The sequence below is a fragment of the Paenibacillus sinensis genome (assembly GCF_019904155.1).
GTDB classification, from domain to species: domain Bacteria; phylum Bacillota; class Bacilli; order Paenibacillales; family Paenibacillaceae; genus Paenibacillus_AQ; species Paenibacillus_AQ sinensis.
The window spans coordinates 253,790-275,116 of sequence record NZ_JAHCMB010000128.1; the positions used below are offsets into that span (position 1 = coordinate 253,790).

The 21,327-nt window shown below is 54.8% G+C and carries 16 protein-coding genes; 13 read left to right on the plus strand and 3 right to left on the minus strand.

Annotated elements, in window-relative coordinates:
* Positions 1-40 precede the first annotated feature (40 nt).
* Positions 41-2,821 (minus strand): hypothetical protein, encoded by a 2,781-nt coding sequence (locus KIH86_RS15095; RefSeq protein WP_223085112.1) that lies wholly within the window; start codon positions 2,819-2,821, stop codon positions 41-43.
* A gap of 267 nt (positions 2,822-3,088) precedes the next feature.
* On the opposite strand from KIH86_RS15095, the gene KIH86_RS15100 reads away from it, so the two are divergent.
* The 5 genes from KIH86_RS15100 (at position 3,089) to KIH86_RS15120 (ending at position 10,996) form a co-directional block, all read left to right on the plus strand.
* On the plus strand, positions 3,089-3,319 hold the full coding sequence (locus tag KIH86_RS15100; protein ID WP_223085110.1) for a hypothetical protein: 231 nt from the start codon (positions 3,089-3,091) through the stop codon (positions 3,317-3,319).
* A gap of 139 nt (positions 3,320-3,458) precedes the next feature.
* Complete coding sequence (gene pheS, locus KIH86_RS15105) at positions 3,459-4,493, plus strand: phenylalanine--tRNA ligase subunit alpha (RefSeq protein ID WP_223085109.1); 1,035 nt, start codon at positions 3,459-3,461, stop codon at positions 4,491-4,493.
* A gap of 46 nt (positions 4,494-4,539) precedes the next feature.
* Complete coding sequence (gene pheT / locus KIH86_RS15110; RefSeq protein ID WP_223085107.1) at positions 4,540-6,984, plus strand: phenylalanine--tRNA ligase subunit beta; 2,445 nt, start codon at positions 4,540-4,542, stop codon at positions 6,982-6,984.
* 193 nt (positions 6,985-7,177) lie between these two features.
* Positions 7,178-9,547, plus strand: coding sequence for a cell division protein ZapA (gene zapA / locus KIH86_RS15115; RefSeq protein WP_235775433.1), 2,370 nt, complete (start codon positions 7,178-7,180; stop codon positions 9,545-9,547).
* A gap of 384 nt (positions 9,548-9,931) precedes the next feature.
* On the plus strand, positions 9,932-10,996 hold the full coding sequence (locus KIH86_RS15120) for a GGDEF domain-containing protein (protein ID WP_223110531.1): 1,065 nt from the start codon (positions 9,932-9,934) through the stop codon (positions 10,994-10,996).
* Between the two features lie 93 nt (positions 10,997-11,089).
* Here KIH86_RS15120 and KIH86_RS15125 read toward each other — a convergent pair whose 3' ends face one another.
* Entirely contained in the window at positions 11,090-11,437 is a 348-nt protein-coding gene (locus KIH86_RS15125) for a phage holin family protein (RefSeq protein WP_223085102.1), read from the minus strand.
* A gap of 152 nt (positions 11,438-11,589) precedes the next feature.
* On the opposite strand from KIH86_RS15125, the gene KIH86_RS15130 reads away from it, so the two are divergent.
* The 6 genes from KIH86_RS15130 to KIH86_RS15155 all read left to right on the plus strand — a co-directional run bounded on the left by KIH86_RS15130 (position 11,590) and on the right by KIH86_RS15155 (position 18,773).
* Positions 11,590-13,959, plus strand: coding sequence for an endonuclease MutS2 (locus tag KIH86_RS15130; RefSeq protein ID WP_223085100.1), 2,370 nt, complete (start codon positions 11,590-11,592; stop codon positions 13,957-13,959).
* Positions 13,960-13,993: 34 nt separating this feature from the next.
* Complete coding sequence (locus tag KIH86_RS15135; RefSeq protein ID WP_223085099.1) at positions 13,994-14,413, plus strand: DUF350 domain-containing protein; 420 nt, start codon at positions 13,994-13,996, stop codon at positions 14,411-14,413.
* A 153-nt stretch (positions 14,414-14,566) separates the two neighbouring features.
* Positions 14,567-15,115, plus strand: coding sequence for a hypothetical protein (locus KIH86_RS15140; protein ID WP_223085097.1), 549 nt, complete (start codon positions 14,567-14,569; stop codon positions 15,113-15,115).
* A gap of 86 nt (positions 15,116-15,201) precedes the next feature.
* On the plus strand, positions 15,202-16,413 hold the full coding sequence (locus KIH86_RS15145) for an MFS transporter (protein WP_223085095.1): 1,212 nt from the start codon (positions 15,202-15,204) through the stop codon (positions 16,411-16,413).
* Positions 16,414-16,443: 30 nt separating this feature from the next.
* Positions 16,444-18,054 (plus strand): DcuS/MalK family sensor histidine kinase, encoded by a 1,611-nt coding sequence (gene dcuS, locus KIH86_RS15150; RefSeq protein ID WP_223085093.1) that lies wholly within the window; start codon positions 16,444-16,446, stop codon positions 18,052-18,054.
* Positions 18,051-18,773, plus strand: coding sequence for a response regulator (locus KIH86_RS15155; protein ID WP_223085087.1), 723 nt, complete (start codon positions 18,051-18,053; stop codon positions 18,771-18,773). Before dcuS ends, KIH86_RS15155 begins: the two co-directional genes overlap by 4 nt.
* A gap of 472 nt (positions 18,774-19,245) precedes the next feature.
* Here KIH86_RS15155 and KIH86_RS15160 read toward each other — a convergent pair whose 3' ends face one another.
* Positions 19,246-19,662, minus strand: coding sequence for a hypothetical protein (locus tag KIH86_RS15160; protein WP_223085085.1), 417 nt, complete (start codon positions 19,660-19,662; stop codon positions 19,246-19,248).
* Between the two features lie 137 nt (positions 19,663-19,799).
* On the opposite strand from KIH86_RS15160, the gene KIH86_RS15165 reads away from it, so the two are divergent.
* Entirely contained in the window at positions 19,800-20,606 is an 807-nt protein-coding gene (locus tag KIH86_RS15165) for an ABC transporter permease (protein WP_223085084.1), read from the plus strand.
* Positions 20,603-21,327 (plus strand): hypothetical protein (locus KIH86_RS15170; RefSeq protein WP_223110533.1); only part of this gene is annotated, 725 nt, incomplete at its 3' end. The genes KIH86_RS15165 and KIH86_RS15170, both read left to right, overlap by 4 nt.

Here is a 21,327-nt window from a genome sequence, read left to right on the forward strand (position 1 = left end):
CGATCCTCCACCCTGTTATGAATTCATCATGCTCACTGGCCTATTCCACGCCTGTACCGGAGTTGCTGCCGGACTTGCCATCGCTCCCCGATGATGAGGTAGTGAGTACGGTAACGTAATCGATGGAATAGTTCTGATAGGCAAGCTCAATCCGCTGGCCTTGGTATTCGTCATATAGCGCAATCCGGTAGGTTCCGCCGCCCAGCGATTTATACAGGCTGCTGTTAAAATTGGCGGTGTACACATTGTTCGTTCCAGCTGTCAAATCGGTTCCGGGTGTAAGGGTCTTCTCAAAGACTTGCCCGTACGGATCGGTAAACTGCATGATCAGCTTGTGATCGAAGGTTCCGTAATCGTAACTGGCGTCCTCTGTCAGGGAATATTTGAATTCCAGACTGATGGAGGTAGTATTCTGGTTGAGAGAACCGGTGGAGTTGATCACATTCAGATTGTACGGGAACAGGGCGACATCCGTCAGAGAGGTGAGCGGTGTTATGCTCGCCAACGTCAGCGGAATGGCATTTACATTTATATAGCCTGTTGCTTCCGCACCCGCGTCCGCCAGAGCTCCGTCTTTGACACTCTGCCCTACATACAGCTGAATGTCCGCCGTATCGATCGAAGCGGGGATTTTGCCAGTGAACGTTACAAGTGTTTTGCCGCCCGGACTGGTTGCTGTGGATGCCTGGTTGACCGTTGCCTCATAATATCCGCCGTCCGCTGTCTTGAAGTAGCCGTACAGCCGGGACAGATCGGTCTGACGGGTCTCCTCGTTGGTCATGAGCACTTCGGAGTAGACTACATTGGTCCGGGTTCCCGGGTAGACCTTTGTCGTCAGTTCCTGGACGCTGGCCTTTTTGCCTGGAGTTGTGATTTCGTAGGCGCCTCCGGCTGCGATGGGCTGGACGCTCTTGACGGGAGCGCTTGTCGTCGCCAGGGACAGGAACGTCGCGGAATCCGTTTTTGTATTGAGAATGACCTTGATCTGACTGATGTCGGTTGTATACGGAATATCTGCGAGCACATACAGGGAAGCGCTGTCTCCGGAAGCCAGAGTCGTCTTGCCGTCAGGGTTAACAAGCTGTGTGGTCGCAGTAAGGTCGTTGCGGTCGGCCTTGATGATGCCGGTCAAATCGGGCAGGGTCACCGTGCCGGATGAAGTATTGCGGATATTGAGCTTGGCTACGATCGCGTCCTTATCTCCCCATGGCAGACGCTGGAGGGAGGCCAGGCTGTAGGCAAAGCTGCCGTAGTTGTTCTTGATCGTATACTCCGAGCCCATGATCGTGTTGGTCTGCAGCGAGTAGGGGATGTTGAAATAGGCGATCGGTAGATTGACGGTTGTTGAAGTGCCGGTGCTGCTGCTAGAGCTTGATGTTCCGGTTCCGCTTGAAGAGGCGCCGGAGCTTCCACCGGAGGCGGACCCGCCGCTGGCGCCCGTTCCTGAGCCTTGGGAGCCGGAGCTTGCCGAGGCGTTTGACGAAGTGGCTCCGGAACTGCCGGACGAACTGCTGGATGAACTGCTGGTCGAACTGCCGGATGAGCTGCTGCCCGAAGAGTTGGCCGATGTGCTGTCTGCGGTAATAAGCTGTATCTTGAGCTTGCTTTGATCCATTTTCAACGGAACCGATACCGTGAATGAGAGGACTTTCTCCTCAAGCGGCTTGAGAGTCAAACCGGCCAACGCGCTGGAATCGATCGGGAACAGATAACCCTCCGACGATTTGACTGCAAGCTCGTAGTCCGGAAGAGTGACCGAGCGGCTGCCAGCGTTCTTGACATGGAGCTGAAGCGTCCATACGCCATTGTCGTTATCCGCGTACACATCGGCAGATTGAAGCTGCATATCGACCCCGGTTCCGTCCACGGTCAGCCGCTTGATCGCATAATTCTGAACGATCAGGTTGGCGCTGGCGCCTGCGGGAAGCTCGAAGGAGACGACAGGAAGATAGACATTGAGGGTGCTGTCCAGCTTGACCGCCTGCAGCGACATTCCGCTCGTCTTCATCCCGGCGGGGATCTCGGCCAGATAGTATACGGTTTCTTTTTCGCCCGGCTGAACTTTATAATTCTGGCTGTCCTGGTCCAGAGACAGCTTGAAGATCGAGCCGCCCGACGATTTTAAATACAGGGTATAACCGGGGTCGGTCAGTGCCTGATTGCCGAGATTGCGGATTGCGACCGCAACTTTTGCATATAATTTGCCGTTATAAGAGTAGGTTTGCAGACTGCCTGCGACGAGGTTTGCGGGAAGGCTTCCCCATGTGACTTTCTTGCTCTCGCCCTGAAGCGCCGACACCGAGAAGTTGGCGGGTACGGTAAAGGTCCCGATCCGCTGCTCAAAGTTATCGAGATTGAAGTTCCAGCCGAACATCTGGATCTTAAGGCCGCCCGCCGCTGTAATGCTTCCCACATTCACATAATATGTAAGAGTCTGGCTGGATTTTGCGGCTATTTTCTTCTTCGAGGCGTCCGCAGTCACCGGAGCGCCTTTGATGACGGAACCTCCGGGTGTGACAACCTTGGAGAAATAGTCGGCCATGCTGATGCTGCTGCCGCCCGTATTGGTATAGGTCAGCGTGTAGGTGAGGATATTCCCCCCGTCCTGCGCAAACAGATTGACGCTGTCCAGCTTCACGCTAAGGCCCGCACCCAGTGTGATGGAGCATAGCTTGGAGAGCGTTGAGGTCTTGATGGAGGCCGCTGTTACGGCTGCGCCGGTCTCTGCGGCATAGACGACAGGTCCGCCGGGTCCCGCGAGCTGCGTGACGGCAAAGGTGCTGAGCAAAAGCATGACGTAGGTCTTGTGGCGAATCTTCATTAACTTCCCTCCTATTAAAGTTCCCCTTGCTTGAAAAACGGCTCTACGGCCGCTTTCGGGCTCTAAAGTCCTTATCCTAAAGTAGCAAAGCAACCTGAGCGTTGCCTTAATAGAAGATGAGATGGATCTGAGAGTTCGCTTAATGTTTTGTGGAATTCCCATCCATTTCTTCTTGTTGTCGTCAAACAATATCCCCGCCTTGCCAAAAAAGTTCGCATTGCATATAATAAATAGACGTTACAGTGTCTGACCATAATCAACGCGACGATGGAGAAGAGTACGCAGTGCCGGACCCACAGGGAGGATACGCCGAAGATTGAGAGCGTAGCCGGGTATAATGGACTGCCGAAGTTCGCTCCGGAGCAGTTCCTTGAACGTCGGGTCCGCATGGACCCAGCCAGTAGAGGATACCGGCCGCAGATCGTTATTTCTGCATTGAGTGAGTCACAAGGATTCGTGTTCTCCGGCATGCCGGGTGAAGCGGAGCTTTTGGCTTGACAAGGGTGGTACCACGGTCTTTTCGTCCCTTACGGGAGAGAGGGCTTTTTTTTATGGGAATGCACGGGTTTACGGGTATGGGGCTCCCCCGAAAGTAATCGGAGTTCGACCAATGAAGTGAAGGAGGCTGTTGCAAGCCATGAAAGAGAAGCTTGAAGCACTAAAGAATGAAGCGCTGGCGAAGCTGCAGGTAGTGCAGGACCCCGGGACGCTGAATGATCTGCGGGTGAAATATCTCGGCAAAAAAGGGGAGCTGACCGAGGTTCTCCGCGGCATGGGAGCGCTCAGCGCAGAGGAACGCCCGGTAATCGGGCAGGTGGCCAACGCGGTACGGGGCGCGATCGAGGAGATTATATCCCGCAAGCAGGAGGAATTCCAGGAGCAGGAGACACTGGCGCGCCTTCAGGCTGAGAAGGTTGATGTAACGCTGCCTGGACGCAAGCTGCCGCAGGGCGGCATTCATCCGCTGACCCGGGTTATCCAGGAAATCGAGGATATCTTCGTAGGCATGGGCTACCGTGTGGCGGAAGGCCCGGAAGTTGAGACGGATTACTTCAACTTTGAGGCGCTGAATCTGCCGAAGAATCATCCGGCCCGCGATATGCAGGATTCCTTCTATCTTACGGAAGAGCTGCTTATGCGCACCCAGACCTCTCCGGTACAGGTCCGCACCATGCAGGCAATGAAGGGCGAGGTTCCGGTCAAAATCATCTGTCCCGGACGCGTGTTCCGCCGCGACGATGACGACGCCACCCATTCGTTCCAGTTCCACCAGATTGAGGGGCTGGTAATCGGGCCGAATATCCGCATGAGTGACCTGAAGGGGACGCTTCAGCAGTTCGTGAAGGAAATGTTCGGACCGAACACGGGCATCCGCCTGCGTCCGAGCTTCTTCCCGTTCACCGAGCCGAGCGTCGAGGTTGACGTCAGCTGCTTCAAATGCGGCGGACACGGCTGCCGGCTGTGCAAGCAGTCCGGCTGGCTGGAAATTCTCGGTGCGGGAATGGTTCATCCGCGCGTGCTGGAAATGGGCGGCTACGATCCCGAGAAATACAGCGGTTTCGCCTTCGGCATGGGTGCGGAGCGGATCGCGATGCTGAAATACGGCATTGACGATATCCGGAATTTCTACCTGAACGACATGGGCTTCGTCAAGCAGTTCAGAGGGGTATAACGTCTTTTTCATCGAAAATGAACAATAAATAAGGAAGTGAGCGGACATGAAAGTATCGACCGGCTGGTTGGCCGATTATATATCGCTGGAAGGCGTCGCCGCCGAAGAACTGGCAGAGCGCATTACGGATGCGGGCATTGAAATCGACGGCGTGGAGCGCCGCAATAAGGGACTGTCCGGGATTGTGACCGGGTACGTCAAATCGAAGGAGAAGCATCCTGATGCGGATAAGCTGAACGTCTGTATTGTGGACGCCGGACAGGGCGAGGATCTGCAGATCGTCTGTGGCGCGAAGAACGTAGCCGCGGGCCAGAAGGTTCCCGTTGCTCTTGTGGGCGCCAAGCTTCCGGGCCTCGAGATCAAGAAGGCGAAGCTGCGCGGCGTTTTGTCTCAGGGCATGATCTGCTCCGCCAAAGAGCTGGGCCTGAACGACAAGCTGCTGCCGAAGGAGCTGCAGGAAGGCATTCTGGTGCTTCCCGAGGATACGGAAATCGGACAGGACATCACCAACGTTCTGGGACTGAACGACGAGATCCTGGAATTTGATCTGACCCCGAACCGTTCCGACTGTCTCAGCATGATCGGGGCAGCCTACGAGACGAGCGCCATTCTGGGACGCGAGCTTACCCTGCCGAAACCGGAGCGGGACATTATTGAAGTAAGCGGACCGGCGGCCGACTCCATCTCCGTCAATATTGAGAATGAGGAATACTGCAAGCATTACGCCGCCCGCTACATTGCGAACGTGAAGCCGGCTCCGTCTCCACTCTGGATGCAGAACCGTCTGATGGCCGCCGGTGTTCGCCCGATCAACAACATCGTGGATATTACGAATTACGTCATGCTGGAGTACGGCCAGCCGCTGCACGCGTTCGATGCCGACCAATTGGAGGGCGGTACGCTTGGTGTCCGTCTTGCTCGTGAGGGAGAGATTCTGACCACCCTGGACGGACAGGAGCGCAAGCTTGAGCCGCATATGCTGGTCATCGCCGACAGCAGTAAAGCCGTGGCTCTCGCAGGCGTCATGGGCGGTCTTAACTCCGAGGTTACCGATGCGACGGTCAATATCGTGCTGGAATCCGCCCGCTTCAACGGCGGCACGGTCCGCAGAACGTCCCGTCAGCTCGGCCTCCGCTCGGAAGCCTCGCTGCGGTTCGAGAAGGAAGTCGATCCGCACTCCGTTATCCCTGCACTGAACCGGGCGGCTGCGCTGCTTAGCCGTTACGCGGGCGGCACCATCCATGCCGGGATTGTACAGGCCGGAACGGCAGAGGTTCCGAACCGTGTCATCAAGCTGTCCCTTGACAAGCTGAACAGCCGACTCGGCACGGATCTGTCTCTGCTGGAGGTTAAGACCTTGTTCGCCCGGCTGCATTTCTCCTGCGGCGACGCGGAGCAGGGGCTGCTGGAAGTCTGCGTGCCGACCCGCCGGGGGGATATCACCCGCGAGGTTGATCTGTTCGAGGAGGTTGCCCGCCTGTATGGCTACGACAATATCCCGACGACGCTGATCGAGGGACCGACGACGCCTGGCGGCCTGAACCGGGCGCAGGCGCTTCGCCGGGGGCTGCGCAGACTGCTGGCGGACGGAGGCTATCAGGAAGTGATGGGCTATTCCTTCATCCAGCCGGAACGGAGCGCTTTGTTCACCGCTCTCACGGAAGGCGGCCATGCCGTGAAGCTGGCGATGCCGATGAGCGAAGACCGCAGCGTCCTGCGCACCAGCCTGATTCCGCAGCTGCTGGATATCGCCGAGTACAATGCGAAGCGCCGCCAGAGCGATCTGGCGCTATTCGAAATCGGCAGCGTGTTCGTAACGGAGGAAGAGGAGCTTACCCGCCAGCCGCGCGAATTCCAGACGCTCGGCCTTCTGCTGACTGGCAGCCGTGCCGCGAAGCAGTGGAACATCGTGCCCGAGCCGGTAGACTTCTTCGATCTGAAAGGTGCCCTGGAATCCGTATTCGCTTATCTGGGACTTGAGCGGGAAATCGTGTTCGAGGGCGACGCGCCTGCCGGCTATCATCCCGGACGTTCCGCTTCCCTGTATCTGAATACGGCGGCAGGGCGAATCAAGGTGGGAACGCTGGGACAGATTCATCCGGAGCTTCAGCGGAAGCAGGATCTGGAAGATACCTATGCGGCCGAAATCATGCTGGAGCCGCTGTATCGGGCGGCCCGGACAACTCTTCAATTCCAGGACCTTCCGCGGTTCCCGGGAATCGAGCGCGACATTGCGATTGTCGTCGATTCGGAAATTCCGGCCAGCTCCCTGCTGGAGACCATCCGGGAGAGCGGAGGCAGCCTGCTTCAGTCTTCGCAGATCTTCGACGTCTACACGGGCGGAAAGATGGAGAGCGGCAAGAAGAGCGTTGCCGTCTCCCTGATGTACCGCCACTCGGAGCATACGCTGACCGACGAAGAGGCCTCGGAGGCTCACGGCAAGGTGCTTGAAGCGCTACAGCAAACTTTTGGCGCGAACTTGAGAAAGTAGCAGGAATTGCGCAAAGCCGCAGCGAATCCAATTAGAAACCTGGATTCGCCGCGGCTTTTTTTCATATGTATGGAGGGAAGCCGGGCGATAAGGGAACGGTGACTTTGCTTATTGCACCTTAATGAAGCTACAATAGATATCATGATACCAGCTAAGAATCCGCACACTGACAAAGGAGGGCACAACTGTGGCAATGGACCGGACCCGTGTCGCCGTGGAAATCTACGGCACTTCCTATAAACTGGTTGGAAGCAGCACTGAATATATGAAACAGGTTGCCCGTTATGTAGATGAGCATATGCGGGCGATTTCGAAATCGCATACGCGTCTTGATACGCCGCGAATTGCCGTACTGGCAGCCGTCCATATGGCTGAACAGGCGATTCAGGCCCAGGACTTGAGGAACGAGCTGAACATGATGACCGGCGAGCGCAGCGAGCTTCGCGCCGAGGTGGCGCGCCTCGTCGAGAGCCAGAGGCTCCAGCAGGAGGAGTTGGAGAAGCGGACCGCCTCCTATGAGGAGGAGCGGGCGGGTCTGATCGCAGCGGCCGAGGAAGAGAAGTCCCGGCTCCTGACAGTGGCGAGCGAAGAGAAGGCGCGTCTTATGGCGGCAGCCGAGGAGGAGCGGGCACGCCTCCTTGCCGATACCGAGACGGAACGCGCTCGTCATCAAGAAGAGCGGGAGCAGGAGCGTTCGGCTCATGCGGAGCAGTTCCGCCACGCGGAGGAGAGCGCGGCAGCCATCCGCATAGAGCTGGAGGAGGAGCTGGGCCGCCGCTCCGAGGAAATGCTGGAGCTGCGCGCGGAGCATGAGCGTGAGCTGGAGGATGTGCGGACCTCCCTCCTGAAAGAGCTGGAGCAGGCGGAGGCGCTCCGGAAGCAGCAGGTTGAGGAGCTGAAGACTGCCCTCACTCGGGAACTGGAAGAACTCCGCACAGCGCACGGAGAAGAACTGGAAGGGCTCCGCACAGCGCACGGAGCAGAGCTGGAAGGACTCCGCACAGCACGCGGAACAGAGCTGGAAGGGCTACGAACGGCGCATGCAGCAGAGCTGGAAGAGCTCCGCACAGCACGCGGAACAGAACTGGAAGGGCTACGAACGGCGCATGCAGCAGAGCTGGAAGGGCTCCGCACAACGCACGGAGCAGAGCTGGAAGAGCTCCGCACAACGCATGGAGCAGAGCTGGCAGAGCATGCCGCCGAGCTGGCAGAGCAGAAGAGCCGGCTTGAGCAGGAGCTGGCGGATACGAAGTCCCGGCTGACTCTTGAGCTCGCCGAGACCAGAGAGTCTCTGACCGTGCGGATGGCCGAAGCGACCTCCGCGCTGGAGAAGGAGCTTGGGCGCGAGCGCGAAGCGCTCCAGCGGGAGCTTGTGAAGAACAAGGATCTAAGGCAGTCCCTTGGCAATCAGGAGAATCGGCACAAGCTGAGCATTCAGGAGTCGGAGAAGCAGATCGGCGAGCTGCGCGGAACGGTCTCGCAGCTTCAGTCCAGACTGCGGGCCGAAGAAGCGGGCTTCAAGTCGGAGCGTGAAGCCCGCGCTGCGCTTCAGGCGCGGCATGACGAATTGGCGCTCCGCGAGGAGCAGCTTAGTGAGGAGCTGCAGTCGGCCAGCGGTCTGGCCGAGACGCTGCAGCAGGAGCTCGCGGAGCTGCGTCTGTCCTATGAGCAGGCGAGCGGGCAGGTGGACGGGCTTCGGGAGTCGCTGGAGACGACCGGCCGTCAGCTTCAGCAATCGCAGGAGGAACTGGCGAAGCTGTCGGCAGAGCATGCCGAATGGATGCAGCTTGCCGTCTCCCGGCAGGACGAAATCGGCTTGCTGGAAACCGGCCTCCTGGAATCCGAAGAGAAGCTGGAAGCGGCCCGGCGGGAGCTTGCCGGACTTGGCGCCCGGTGCGAAGAGCTCACCGCCGCCATGGAGAGCGAAGCTTCCTTGCGTCAGGAGGCGGAAGATGCAGCGGCATCGCTCCGTGCCGGACGGGATGAAGCCGCAAGCGCGCTGGCTTCTATGCAGGAGCGGTACGAGGACATGATCGGGCAGTACGACGAGGTGCTGCAGGACGGCGAGCGGCTGCAGGAGCGCTGCCGCCTTCTGGAGGAGGAAGCGGAGGAAGCTGCGCTCCGGCTCGAAGAACTGTCGGAAGGAGCGAGGGAAGCCTCTGCGACTGCCGAGCTTCAGCGGGAGCAGCTGAGCGAAGCCAAGCAGTACGGCGACTCCTGGAAAGCGAAGTTCGAGGAGCTGAAGACTGCGCAGCAGCAGTGGAGCGAGGCCGAGGCGAAGCTGCGCGAGGAGCTCGAGCTGTGGCAGCAGGAGGCCGAGGAAAGCGAGCGGGTCCGTGAATCGCTGAGCCAGGAACGCGGCGATGCACTCCAGCAGCTGGAGGAGATCGGCCAAAGCTATGAGATGGCTCAAGGGCAGCTGCGGCTGCTTCAGGCGGAATTCAATCTCCGCCAGGATGAGCTGGACCGCGTAACGGATGATCATCAGAAGCTGCAGGCAGAGTATGCCAAGCTGCAGATTGAGTACAACGAGTGGATTCAACTGATCGAGCAGGACAGCTGACCCGCTGAGCCGGGAACCGCGAAAGGCGGATTCACAAGGGAAGCGGGTTCACATGATTTCAGGCAGCACGATCGCATGCAGGTATGGCGGGGTGCTGTCTTTTTGTTGGGCATATCGCAGCATCTTCGGCGGCTCCCCCTGCATATCGGATTCCAGATCCTCCAATTTTTACATTTATGCCCTTCTAAATCAATCAAAACCAATCAAAAAAACGTTCATTACAGGTCCTTATTCCGGAAAAACCGGATGCAAAAAAACTTTAAATTCATTATAATAAATTACAATAATTAGACTTGTGATTATGAAAATCATGGTTAGAAGTAGGGGATTCATATTAGCGGGACTGTTGGTTTGCTGAATTCGGGGGTCTGGCACCGAAGAATATTGAATGTATACTGGACGCTGGCCGGCATTATTCTTGCGGGTCAGATTCTTAGCGTGCGCCTTCATCTCAAACTGGCGCATGAGTTCGCCGTCTCCGACGTGAGCAGGACGCTCATCGTGATTTGTTATGTGGTCGTCTTGTGCTGTTTGATCACGGGTGAGGTCTGGCTGCGCGCGAAGCTGAAATATCAGCAGCAGGCTGTTGTCGTATGCGGATTCATCGTATCCTATCTGCTGTATTTCATTGCCGAACCGTTCGTGGACGGAGCCCAGATGTCGCTGATGATGCCTCTCATGGCTTCGCTTATTTATTTTAACCGCAGGCTTCTCTTCGTAATCGGAGGGTTGAATTCCCTGATTTATGCCGCCATTTATTTTATGCTGGAACGGGGCCTTCTCGGTAAAGCGCTGCTAGACTTTTTGCTGATGGAGGTCATTTTCGGAGGCTTTGTCGTGATGGGACTCGGCATCATTGTGCGGTCCCGTGAAACGAGCGAGTATCTGGAGCAGTTGACCCAATCGGAGCAGGGACTGCTGGTCGACCGGGCGATTGCCGACAAGCTGCTTAAGATAGATGCCCTTACGGGCCTGTACAACCATAAGACGTTTCATGAATACCTGGACACGCTGCTGGAACAGTGTGAGACGAACGGCCTGCGGCTGCAGCTGGCCCTTCTGGATATTGACAACTTCAAGCAGGTGAATGATACATACGGCCATTGGATCGGAGATATTGTGCTGAAGGAAGTTGCGGCCAAAATTTCGGAGAAGATCAGCCTTAACGATTTTGCCGCCAGATACGGGGGCGAAGAGTTCGCGATCATTTTTACGGATAAAAGCCCGGCAGAAGCCTTTACGCTTGTGGAAGAGCTGCGCCTTGCCATTGCGTCGATGGAGCATCACTACGCGGGAGACAAGCCGATTACGATCAGCATTGGACTGTGTTCATACTACACCCGAAGCGGCAAGGAGCTTCTGTTCCGCAAGACGGACGATGCTCTGTATCTCGCGAAGCGCAGCGGCAAGAACCAGGTTATTATTTGTGAAGAAAAAAAACCCGCCTGACCTCTTGCCCATAACCCGATCAAGGCAAAAAGCCGCCCGTTCGCATTGCGTGCCGGGCGGCTTTTACCTTGATCATTCGATTGCCGGGTGGCGTTACTTGGCGGCGTCAAACGGTGTAGGGACCGGCAGAAACAGGTCGATGATCCCGATGACCAGTGCGGCCAGAATCGCCCCGATGATCGACACGCTGACTCCGGCAACGATAAACTGCGCTACCCAGATTACCAGGGCGCTGACGATAAAGCCGACGATACCGCGTCCGAACGGCGTCGTTTTGCGGCCGAATACACCTTCAACAACCCAGCCGAGAAGCGCAATGACCAGGGCAAGCATCAGAGCGCTCCAAAAGCCGCCGATGGTGAAGTTCGGTACGATCCAGCCTACGACAAGCAGCACCAGCGCGGACACGATGAACCGGACGACATGACCCAAAAATCTCACTGAAAGGCCTCCTTTGCTGTTAACCTCAAGGATACGTGCCCCTGTATTGTACACAGAAACCTGTCTTGTTATGTAGGCAAAAGCCCCCCAAATAGCGAAAATGCGGCAGTTTGGGTATAATGTTTTTTAGATGAAGGGAGTTGTGACTGTAATTGGACGACAAGATCCTGCATACGCTGGAATATCGTAAGATTTTAAATAAATTGGTGCAGTACACCCAAACTCCGATGGGCACGTTAATGGCCGAAAGCCTGAAGCCCTCCGGAGATTTTGAAGCGGTCAAATTGCTGCTGCAGGCGACGGACGAGGCGTCCACGGTCGACCGGCTGAAGGGGATACCGTCCTTCGGCGGGATCACCGATATCAAGCCTGCGCTGAAGCGGGCGTCGATCGGCGGAATGCTGGGAACGCATGAGCTGCTTGCTGTTGGAAATACCATTCACGGCGGACGGCGGATCAAACGCTTTATCGCCGCCATGCACGAGGAAGAGAAGATCCAGATGCTGTTCGATCTTGCGGATCTGCTCTCCGAGCAGAAGCCGGTCGAGGATGCGATCCGGGCAGCCATCGATGAGAACGCGGAGGTGCTGGATTCAGCGAGCACCGAGCTGGCCTCCATCCGCCGCGAGCTGAGAAATGGCGAGACCCGAATCCGGGAGAAGCTGGATTCCATGATCCGTTCAACCTCTGTGGCCAAGATGCTTCAGGATCAGCTCGTCACGATTCGGGGCGACCGCTTCGTTATCCCGGTCAAGGCCGAGTACCGCTCGCATTTCGGCGGAATTGTCCATGACCAGTCAGGGTCCGGTGCGACGCTGTTCATTGAGCCGGAAGCCATTGTGGCCATGAACAACAAGCTGCGGGAGACGCGCCTGCGCGAAGAGCGAGAGATCGAGATTATTCTCGGCAAGCTGACCGCCCTGGTCGGAGAAATCGCCGAAGAGACGGCCTATGATGTTGATATTCTCGCCCAGCTTGATTTTATTTTCGCCAAGGCCCGGCTGGCCCGGGAGATGAAGGCATCCCAGCCGCGAATGAATGACCGGGGTTATTTGAAGCTGCGCAAAGGAAGACATCCCCTGATTCCCTTGGAAAATGTCGTTCCGCTGGACGTGGAAATCGGCAATCAATACAGCACGATACTTGTGACCGGTCCGAATACGGGCGGCAAGACCGTGACGCTGAAGACGATCGGGCTGCTAAGCCTCATGTCCATGTCCGGCTTGTTCATTCCTGCCGAGGAAGGCAGCCAGATGTGCGTGTTCGACGCGATTTACGCCGATATCGGCGATGAGCAGAGCATTGAGCAGAGCCTCAGTACCTTCTCCAGCCATATGACCAATATTATATCCATTTTGAAGCGGATGACGCCCAAAAGTCTGGTGCTGCTCGATGAGGTCGGGGCCGGAACCGACCCGGCGGAAGGCTCTGCGCTGGCGATCGCCATACTGGAGCATATCCACCGCACAGGAAGCCGGATGGTAGCTACGACGCACTACAGCGAGCTGAAGGCTTACGCGTATGAACGCAAAGGCGTCATCAACGCAAGCATGGAATTTGACGTGCAGAGTCTGCGGCCCACATACCGGTTGCTGGTCGGCGTTCCGGGACGAAGCAATGCCTTTGCAATTGCCGAACGGCTTGGACTCCCCGGCAATATCCTGGAGCATGCCCGCGGCGAGGTCAAGGAAGAGGATCTTCGCGTCGAGCATATGATCGCTTCGCTCGAAGAGAACCGTCTCGGCGCCGAGAACGAGCGCGAGCGGGCCGAGAGTCTGCGGAAGGAAGCCGAAGAATTCCGGAGCCGCCAGCAGCGTGAGCTGGAGAGGCTGGAGGGCCAGCGGGACAAATGGCTCGAGAAGGCGGAGAAGGATGCCGACGCCATCGTCGACAAGGCCCGCAAGGAGGCCGAGCAAATTATTGCCGACCTTAGACGGCTTGCGATGGAGGAGGGGGCTTCCGTCAAGGAGCATAAGCTGATCGAAGCCCGCCGCCGCCTTGACGAAGCTCAGCCTGCTCCAAGGAAGAAGGAGACCGCACGCTCCGGCAAGGCGAAGGCAGCCCGCCAGATCGGCCCCGGCGACGAGGTTGCGGTGCACAGCCTGAACCAGAAGGGGCATGTTGTGGAACTGAGCGGCAGCAAGGAAGCCGTCGTGCAGCTCGGCATTATGAAGATGAAGGTGAGTCTGGATGATCTGGAGCTGCTGTCCGTCGCCAAGCCGGCGGCGCCGAAGCCGATCCGGCAGGCGACCACCGTCAAGCGGACGCGCGACGACAATATCCGCAGCGAGCTGGATCTGCGCGGAGCCAATCTGGAGGAAGCGCTCATCGAGACAGACCGTTTTCTCGACGAGGCCTTTCTCGGCAATCTTGGCCAAATTTATATTATTCACGGCAAAGGAACGGGTATCCTGAGATCGGGCATCCAGGAATACCTCCGCAAGCACAGACATGTCAAGAGCTATCGCCTCGGGAACTATAATGAAGGCGGGGCGGGCGTGACGGTAGCGGAGCTCGAATAGTATTGGCCTCCCGGCGGAAAGAAGGTAATGATCAATGGAGCATGCGGTAGATGCTATGCTGAACAACCCGCTGGGAAGCGTGATCAGCTATTTTGCGGTTGCCGTTCTGGAGCTGATTGTTTTCCTGTGGCTCTTTGAAATGGTGACCCGGTATAACTGCTGGGAGGAAATCCGGAAGGGGAATGTGGCGGTATCCATGGCGACAGGGGGCAAAATATTCGGCCTCTGCAACGTCATGCGCTTCAGCATTCAAGCGGGCTCTTCCATTTACGAGACGATGAAGTGGTCGCTCGCCGGTTTCGTGCTGCTGATAGCGGCATATCTCATGTTCGAGTTCCTGACGCCCTTCATGTCTATCGACAAGGAAATAGCGGCTGACAACCGTGCGGTAGGACTGACGGCCATGCTGATTTCCGTATCGCTGTCCTATGTAATCGGCTCTGCTATTCTGTAACAAATACTGACAATCCAATCCTGGCGCTTAAAAAGGGGACGGTCGGCTGAATGGAGCTTCCGGAGCGCGTACTGTTCATTTTCGGCTTTCCGGCCCCAGGCGCCCCGCATTATCTGACTGATTGATGATGAATTGACAAAGGAGAATATCAATATGGAGACAACTATCTGTCCTTGGTGTCATACAGAGATCGTATGGGATGAGGAAATCGGTCCGGAGGAAATATGTCCTCATTGCAACAATGAGCTGAGCGCCTACCGGACGGTAAACATTAGCCGGGATGATCTGGAAGACGATCTGGAGGATGAAGAAGATGATGAGCATGAACATGATCACGATCATCATCATGATTCCTTGTGGGGAGAGGACGATCAGGATGGCGTAGTTCCCGTCTATAATCAACTGGAGGCTTTCCGGGATCAATACGACCTGGAACGTTACGACACCACCGCCTCGGCGGTTCTGGACGAGCAGGCCGAAGTCCCTGAGTGCCCGCAGTGCCATGAGTATATGCTGCTTGCCGGAACAGTAGAGCCCCAAGGCTTCCGGCCTTCGGTTCCGAACGTGCTCGGAGCTTCGATGCTGGACGCGCCGTTCAAGCTCAACATGTATGTGTGCCCTTCCTGCTTCCATGTTCAGCATACGCTGTCCGAGGAAGACCGGGAGCAGTGGGTCCGGAACATAGGCGGTCACCGGCAGTAAAAATCATTCCGCGCGAAGCTTAGATCCTCCGGTTTGGGGTATGTTATCCTTTAGGACATGCCTCAGACGCTTAAGGAGGGGATACCATGAAGGCTTCGCTGCGGGGCCAGGCGGCGCTGCTGCTGGCGGTTAACGGATTGTTTGTGCTGTCAGGAGCGCTGTCAGGAACCTTTCTGAACGTCTATTTATGGAAGAGCCGCCAGGACTTCGCGATGATCGGATGGTTCACCGTCGCCCAGCAGCTTGCCTTGGGCCTGAGCTTTTGGGTGGCGGGCAAATGGGTGAAAGAGCATAACAAAATGAATGCCCTGCGGCTAGGTATCGCCGTTTCGGGCCTTTTTTATCTGGCGGTGCTGTGGCTGGGATCAAGAGCCATCCATTTTATTTGGCCGCTCGGCATCCTGCTTGGCATCGCCTCGGGATTGTTCTGGCTGGCGTTCAACATCGTATATTTCGAAATCACGGACCGCGACAACCGTGACGCCTTCAACGGATGGGTGGGGCTGCTGGGCTCCCTGACCGGTATCGTAGGCCCATGGGTATCCGGCCGGCTGATTTCGGCCATGCATGGCAGCCGCGGCTACCGGATCGTCTTTATACTATCGCTCTGCATTTATGCCGCCGCCGCGGTATTCAGCTTTTTTCTCAAGAAACGGCGAACCTCCGGCGAATACCGGTGGATGGAGCCGTGGCAGAGGCTAAGGGGCAGCCGGAACTGGCGACAGACATCGGCCGCGCTCTTTTTTCAAGGACTCCGGGAAGGGGTGTTCTCTTTCCTGATCGGTCTCCTGGTATTCCTGGCGTCCAAGGAGGAGAGCCGTCTCGGGCAGTTCACGCTGATTACTTCCGCGGTGTCGCTCTTCAGCTTCTGGGCAGCCGGCAAATGGCTGAAGCCGAGTCACCGCTCTGCCGGCATGATATCGGGAGCATTTCTGCTCATTGCCGTGATTATGCCGCTGCTCTGGAAGGTTAGCTATGTTACTTTGCTGCTCATGGGGATCGGGACCTCCCTCTTCATTCCGCTGTACATGCTGCCAATGGTCTCGACAAGCTTTGATCTGATGGGCGAAAATGAGGACAGCGCCAACAGGCGCGTCGAGCTGATTGTGCTGCGCGAGCTTTCGCTTATGGCCGGACGTTTGACAGGCACGCTGATCTTTATTGCCATTTTGTCGATAAGCGCCTCTTCGCGAAGCATTACGCTGCTTATGTTGGGACTTGGGGCGGCGCCGCTCGGAAGCTGGCTGTTTCTGCGGCGCAGACTCGGGCAGGACAGCGGCAGTAACCCCGCTGGTTAAGCCGGGGCAGAATTGGGGGAATTCGAACCGTTGGGGAAGAAGAGAGGCTATGGGCTGAGGACGCGGGTTGCTGTTATGGTATCCGCTGTTGTGGTGCTCGTACTGTTAGTACTGTATGTGATTTTCAGAAACCAGATTATTCCGCAGACCCGGCATGCGCTGGAGGAGAAAGCGAATGCCGTCGCAAGGACAGTCGCCCTAATGCCCATGGTGGCGGAGGGGCTTAGTCAGGGGCGAAGCCGGGAAATTCAGGAATATACCTCCAGGATTACGGGCAGTAATGATATCCTGTTCGTCGTTGTGATCAATATGGACAGCATCCGTTATTCGCATCCTGATGCTGCCCTGATCGGCAAGCCTTTTGCCGGAGGGGGACAGGAGGCGGCGCTTCGCGGGGAAGAGAGCGTCTCCGAAGGCGAAGGGATGCTGGGCAAATCGGTGCGGTCTTTTGTGCCGGTATACACGGACAAAGGCGAGCAGGTCGGGGTGGTTGTGGTCGGAGTTTCGCTGGAACGGGTTCACAGGCTCGTCAGACATAATGATTGGACGATTATTGCGATTCTGCTGTCCGGCGCCCTGCTGGGAGCTGGCGGCGCCGTTGTTCTGGCGAGAAAGATCAAGAACATGATGCTTGGCTTCGAGCCAACGGACATCACCCGGCTGCTGGAAGAACGCAGCGCGATGCTCCAGTCCGTACGCGAAGGCATCATTGCCGTGGATCATGAAGCCCGGATTACGATGATCAATGTGGAAGCGGAACGGCTGCTGGGAACGGCGGGGATAACGGGCGGCGTCATGTCCCGGCACATCGGGGAATACTGGCCTGAGCTGCATCTGGAGCAGGTGCTGGCGACCGGTGAAGCGAAGAGGGATCAGCTCCTGGAGCTGAACGGCATCACCGTGCTATCCAGCAGTGTGCCGATCATCGTGGACGGCGAGATCGCCGGCGCCATCGCCACATTCAGGGACAAGACCGAGCTTGCCGTGCTGGCCGAAAGGCTCTCCGGCATTTCCGTATATGCGGATGCGCTGCGGGCCGGCGCGCATGAGTTCATGAACAAGCTGCATGTTATCATGGGCATGGTGCATATGGGGCTGTACGACGATTTGAGGCAGTATATCTCCGGAACGGTCAGCAACTACCAGCAGGAAATCGGACAGATTACGAGCCGGATCAAAGACCCGGTTATGGCGGGATTTCTGCTGGGGAAGCTCAGCCGCGCCCGTGAAGCGGGAACCCAGCTGCTGCTGGCGGAGGACAGCTATTTGCCGGAATCCGCCGATACCGGCGACATGCATGAGCTGATCACGATTGTCGGGAATTTGCTGGACAACGCCATGGATGCGCTGGAGGAACAGTGCATACGGGAGATCGAGCTAGCTTTTGAGTACGATGAGGACTGCAAGCAGTTGATCTGCTCTGTATGGGACAGCGGGCCCGGCATTCCGGAAGCGCTGCGTGAACAGGTATTCACTCAGGGCTTCTCCACCAAAGGGGAACACCGGGGAATCGGATTGTATCTGGTCAAGACAAGCGTGGAGAAGCTGCATGGCCGGATTCGGCTAAGGGATGACGGAAGGCCGGGAACTGCGTTTGACGTTAAGGTTCCATATGCTGTAAAGGATGAGGAAACTGTATGAACATTCAAGTGCTGATCGTTGAGGATGATCCGATGGTAGCCAAATTCAACCGCCATTATCTGGAGCAGGTGCCGGGCTTCGAGTTCGCGGGCTGGGCGGCTTCGGGCAGCGAGGCCAGCCGGATGCTTGCCGCGAAGAAAATCGACCTTATTTTGCTGGATATCTATATTCCGCATACGAACGGGTTGCAGCTTCTATCGATGCTTCGGGAGCAGGGAAGCACGGTTGATATTATGGTGATCTCGGCTGCAAGCGACAATACCAGCATTCGCAAAGCGCTGCAGTTTGGTGCTGTCGACTATTTGATCAAACCGTTTGAGTTCGCCCGTCTTCAGGCGGCGCTTGCCGCTTACAGGGAGAAATACTTGCTGATGAAGCACAGGGAGCATCTCAGCCAGGAGCAGCTGGACAAGCTGCTGCGTTATTCAGCGGCTGCTGCGGAAGAAGAGAGACATCCCGAGCAGCTCCCCAAAGGTCTTGCCGAAGGCACACTGGAGAGCATATGGAGCACCATTTTGGAGCTGGAGAACCCGGTATTTTCCACTGAAGATATTACCTTAAGAGTTCCGATATCGCGCATTTCCGTCCGCAAATATTTGACGTTTCTGACTGAGGCGGGCGTGCTTCAGATGGAGATCGGCTATGGGGCGGTCGGCCGACCGGTGTATATGTATTCGCTAAGATCCGATGGTCAAGAACGGATGAACCGGTATTTATAAAACTAATGTAAAATTCGCACTTACTATAATTGTATTTTGCCTATGAACATGCTTTCAGGCTATTAAACGCCATACCCTTAAAAGAGAGGTAACTACGTAGCACCGATTCTGCCAGTGACCCATCAGCACCATTGGTCAGGTTTCACCAAGCCAGTCCCTGAGTCACATCGCTCTCAAACAGGCGGAGCCACACTATGGACTACACCACCCCGCGAGAGTACATTTGGCCGAATACAGGCATGCTCCCCACGATATAGAAACCAGCGTTTTTCGGGATATCGCCATTATCTCGTGGTAACTACATTCTCTCACTTCCGGTTGACTCCCTGGTGACTGGAGATACCTCTTGTTACTCTGTACGGACTCTACATTACCATCACTCCAGCACAAAGAGCCCGCGTCCGACGCGAGCTCTTTTCCTATGCCCCAATTTGCATACTTTCGTTCGCTCCAGCCGTAAGACCCAGTTACTTTAGTTACTTCTCCAATTACCAGTAACAGTAACTGGCCCTTGGAATAATCCGGTACTGAATTGTAAGTGAACACTTGATCCTGCCACTTGTGGGCTGTCAATTGCATATGTGTTACTAGATGTTACATTAGTCCATGATCCATTTCCATTGCTTGATTCAGTGCGGACATCTAGTGAAGAGCCACCAGTAGAATTCATTTGCAGCCCTGCAAGTGTACCTGTAGCTGCTTTGGTTTGAGACCCAGTCTCACCTTGAGAGTTGTTAACATTATTACCAGGCACTACTAAACTAAATGCTTGATAGGTTGTGCCGAATGGCACAACTATAGCATTGGTATCAGCTAGAGCGACAGAAATTCCACTAGTCAACAATAATCCGGCGGTTAAGGTTCCTGCTAAAAATCTCTTTTTAGACATTTTTTATAGCATCTCCTTTTTTATGATAATTACATCCATAATTATGCATTCCAAAAAAAGTAAATCAACCCTTTTTTAATGNNAAAATTAGTTTTTATGGATTTTATAGAGTTATCATGAACGAAAGGATGAATAAAATGATTGAAGAAGTAATTCAGGAGGTTAAACGTAAGGTAACGCCATTGTTTCTATTTCTTTGGATTTTAACAACCGCTGCTGTTATTTCCTTGGCCACCTTCAGGAGCCAGAATTATATTTTGAGGGACTCGCTGGAGTTTTTTACATTTACTATAAATACTGTCTTGCCTATTGTTTTTCCAATTCTGGCAGTTTTGGTGTATACAGTTTCATTCTCTGAGGAAGTCCAAAATCGTCACTTGACCTATACCCGTATGCGCAGGCCGATAATGGAAACGTTGTATATAAAGCTGAATGCAAATATATTGTTAACCGGTGTTTTCTTTTTTTTACTTGTTTTTATTTCTTTCCTGTTTGCTTATTACATTGAACCTTCTTTGGATATTGCTCAATATAAGCCTGAGAGATTTGGGCTGACAAAAGAAAATATAGCCGCCGATACATATAGCCGGTATACATTTACACAACTTCTCCGATATGGATCTATTACATACGGCATTTTATATTCGCTTTGGGTGGGAATGAATGCGGCCTTATATTCGGTTTTTGGTTTTCTTCTGGTTTTATTTATGAAAAATCGATTTTTGGCTGTAAGTTTTCCTTTTATCGTTTATTTAGTTGTTAGCTTCACGCTCGCCGCGTTGGGCTTAGAGAAATATCGGCCCAATAATGCCATTTTCCCCTTTGACCGGATACAAAGTTCGATATGGACTGCGTTTGTTCCATTTCTGATTCTTGCTTCAATTAATGTTTGTCTGGTCATTTATGTAAAGCGAAATATTTCTAAAGTGGAAAGCTTGACATGAAGTATTTAAATCGGCTTATTGATGAACTATTAACTTGGAAGTGGGCTATTTTTTTTATTTTGATATTTCTTTTTGGCCGGAGCCAGAGGCAGCATCTGCTTGGATCATCGGTTTTCATTCAAGCTCCGTTCAATCAATGGGATATTCTAATTGGTGTGACCAGTGACCCTTTTATATTGCTTTATCTGGTCTTACCTGTCGTGCTTCTCCTATCCTGTCTATCCATTCGGAGAATTTGGGATATGAATTGGCTGATACGTGTACAAAGTTGGTCGAAATGGGTTGTTTATTCTGCGAAAATATTTATTCCCACCATCGTGGTCAGCGTATCCTTGTTGTTCATAGCATCCATACTTTTAACTGCAGGAATGCATTATCAGGCGGATTGGAGTTCTTTTAGTAGAGCGGATCTTTCTACCTTTAATTATCTCAGTTCATTTTCCTGGCAATCTAATCTAGCGCCGTACGTTGTCCTAATTCTTCAGATGTGTTTACTCATTATTTATCTGTTAGCGCTGCATGCTGCAATCGCGGCCGGATATCTGTTTTTTTCAAACCTGTTCTACTTAGGGAGCGTAAGTTTTATCATTTTGTTATATAATCTGCTGTCATTCAGATATTTTTTTAGATTTCCAAAGCTGATTGCTTTTAATTATATGACATTTCCATCCAGTTATGGAACATACAACGCTATTTACCCACCCTTTTTAGTCTTGGCATT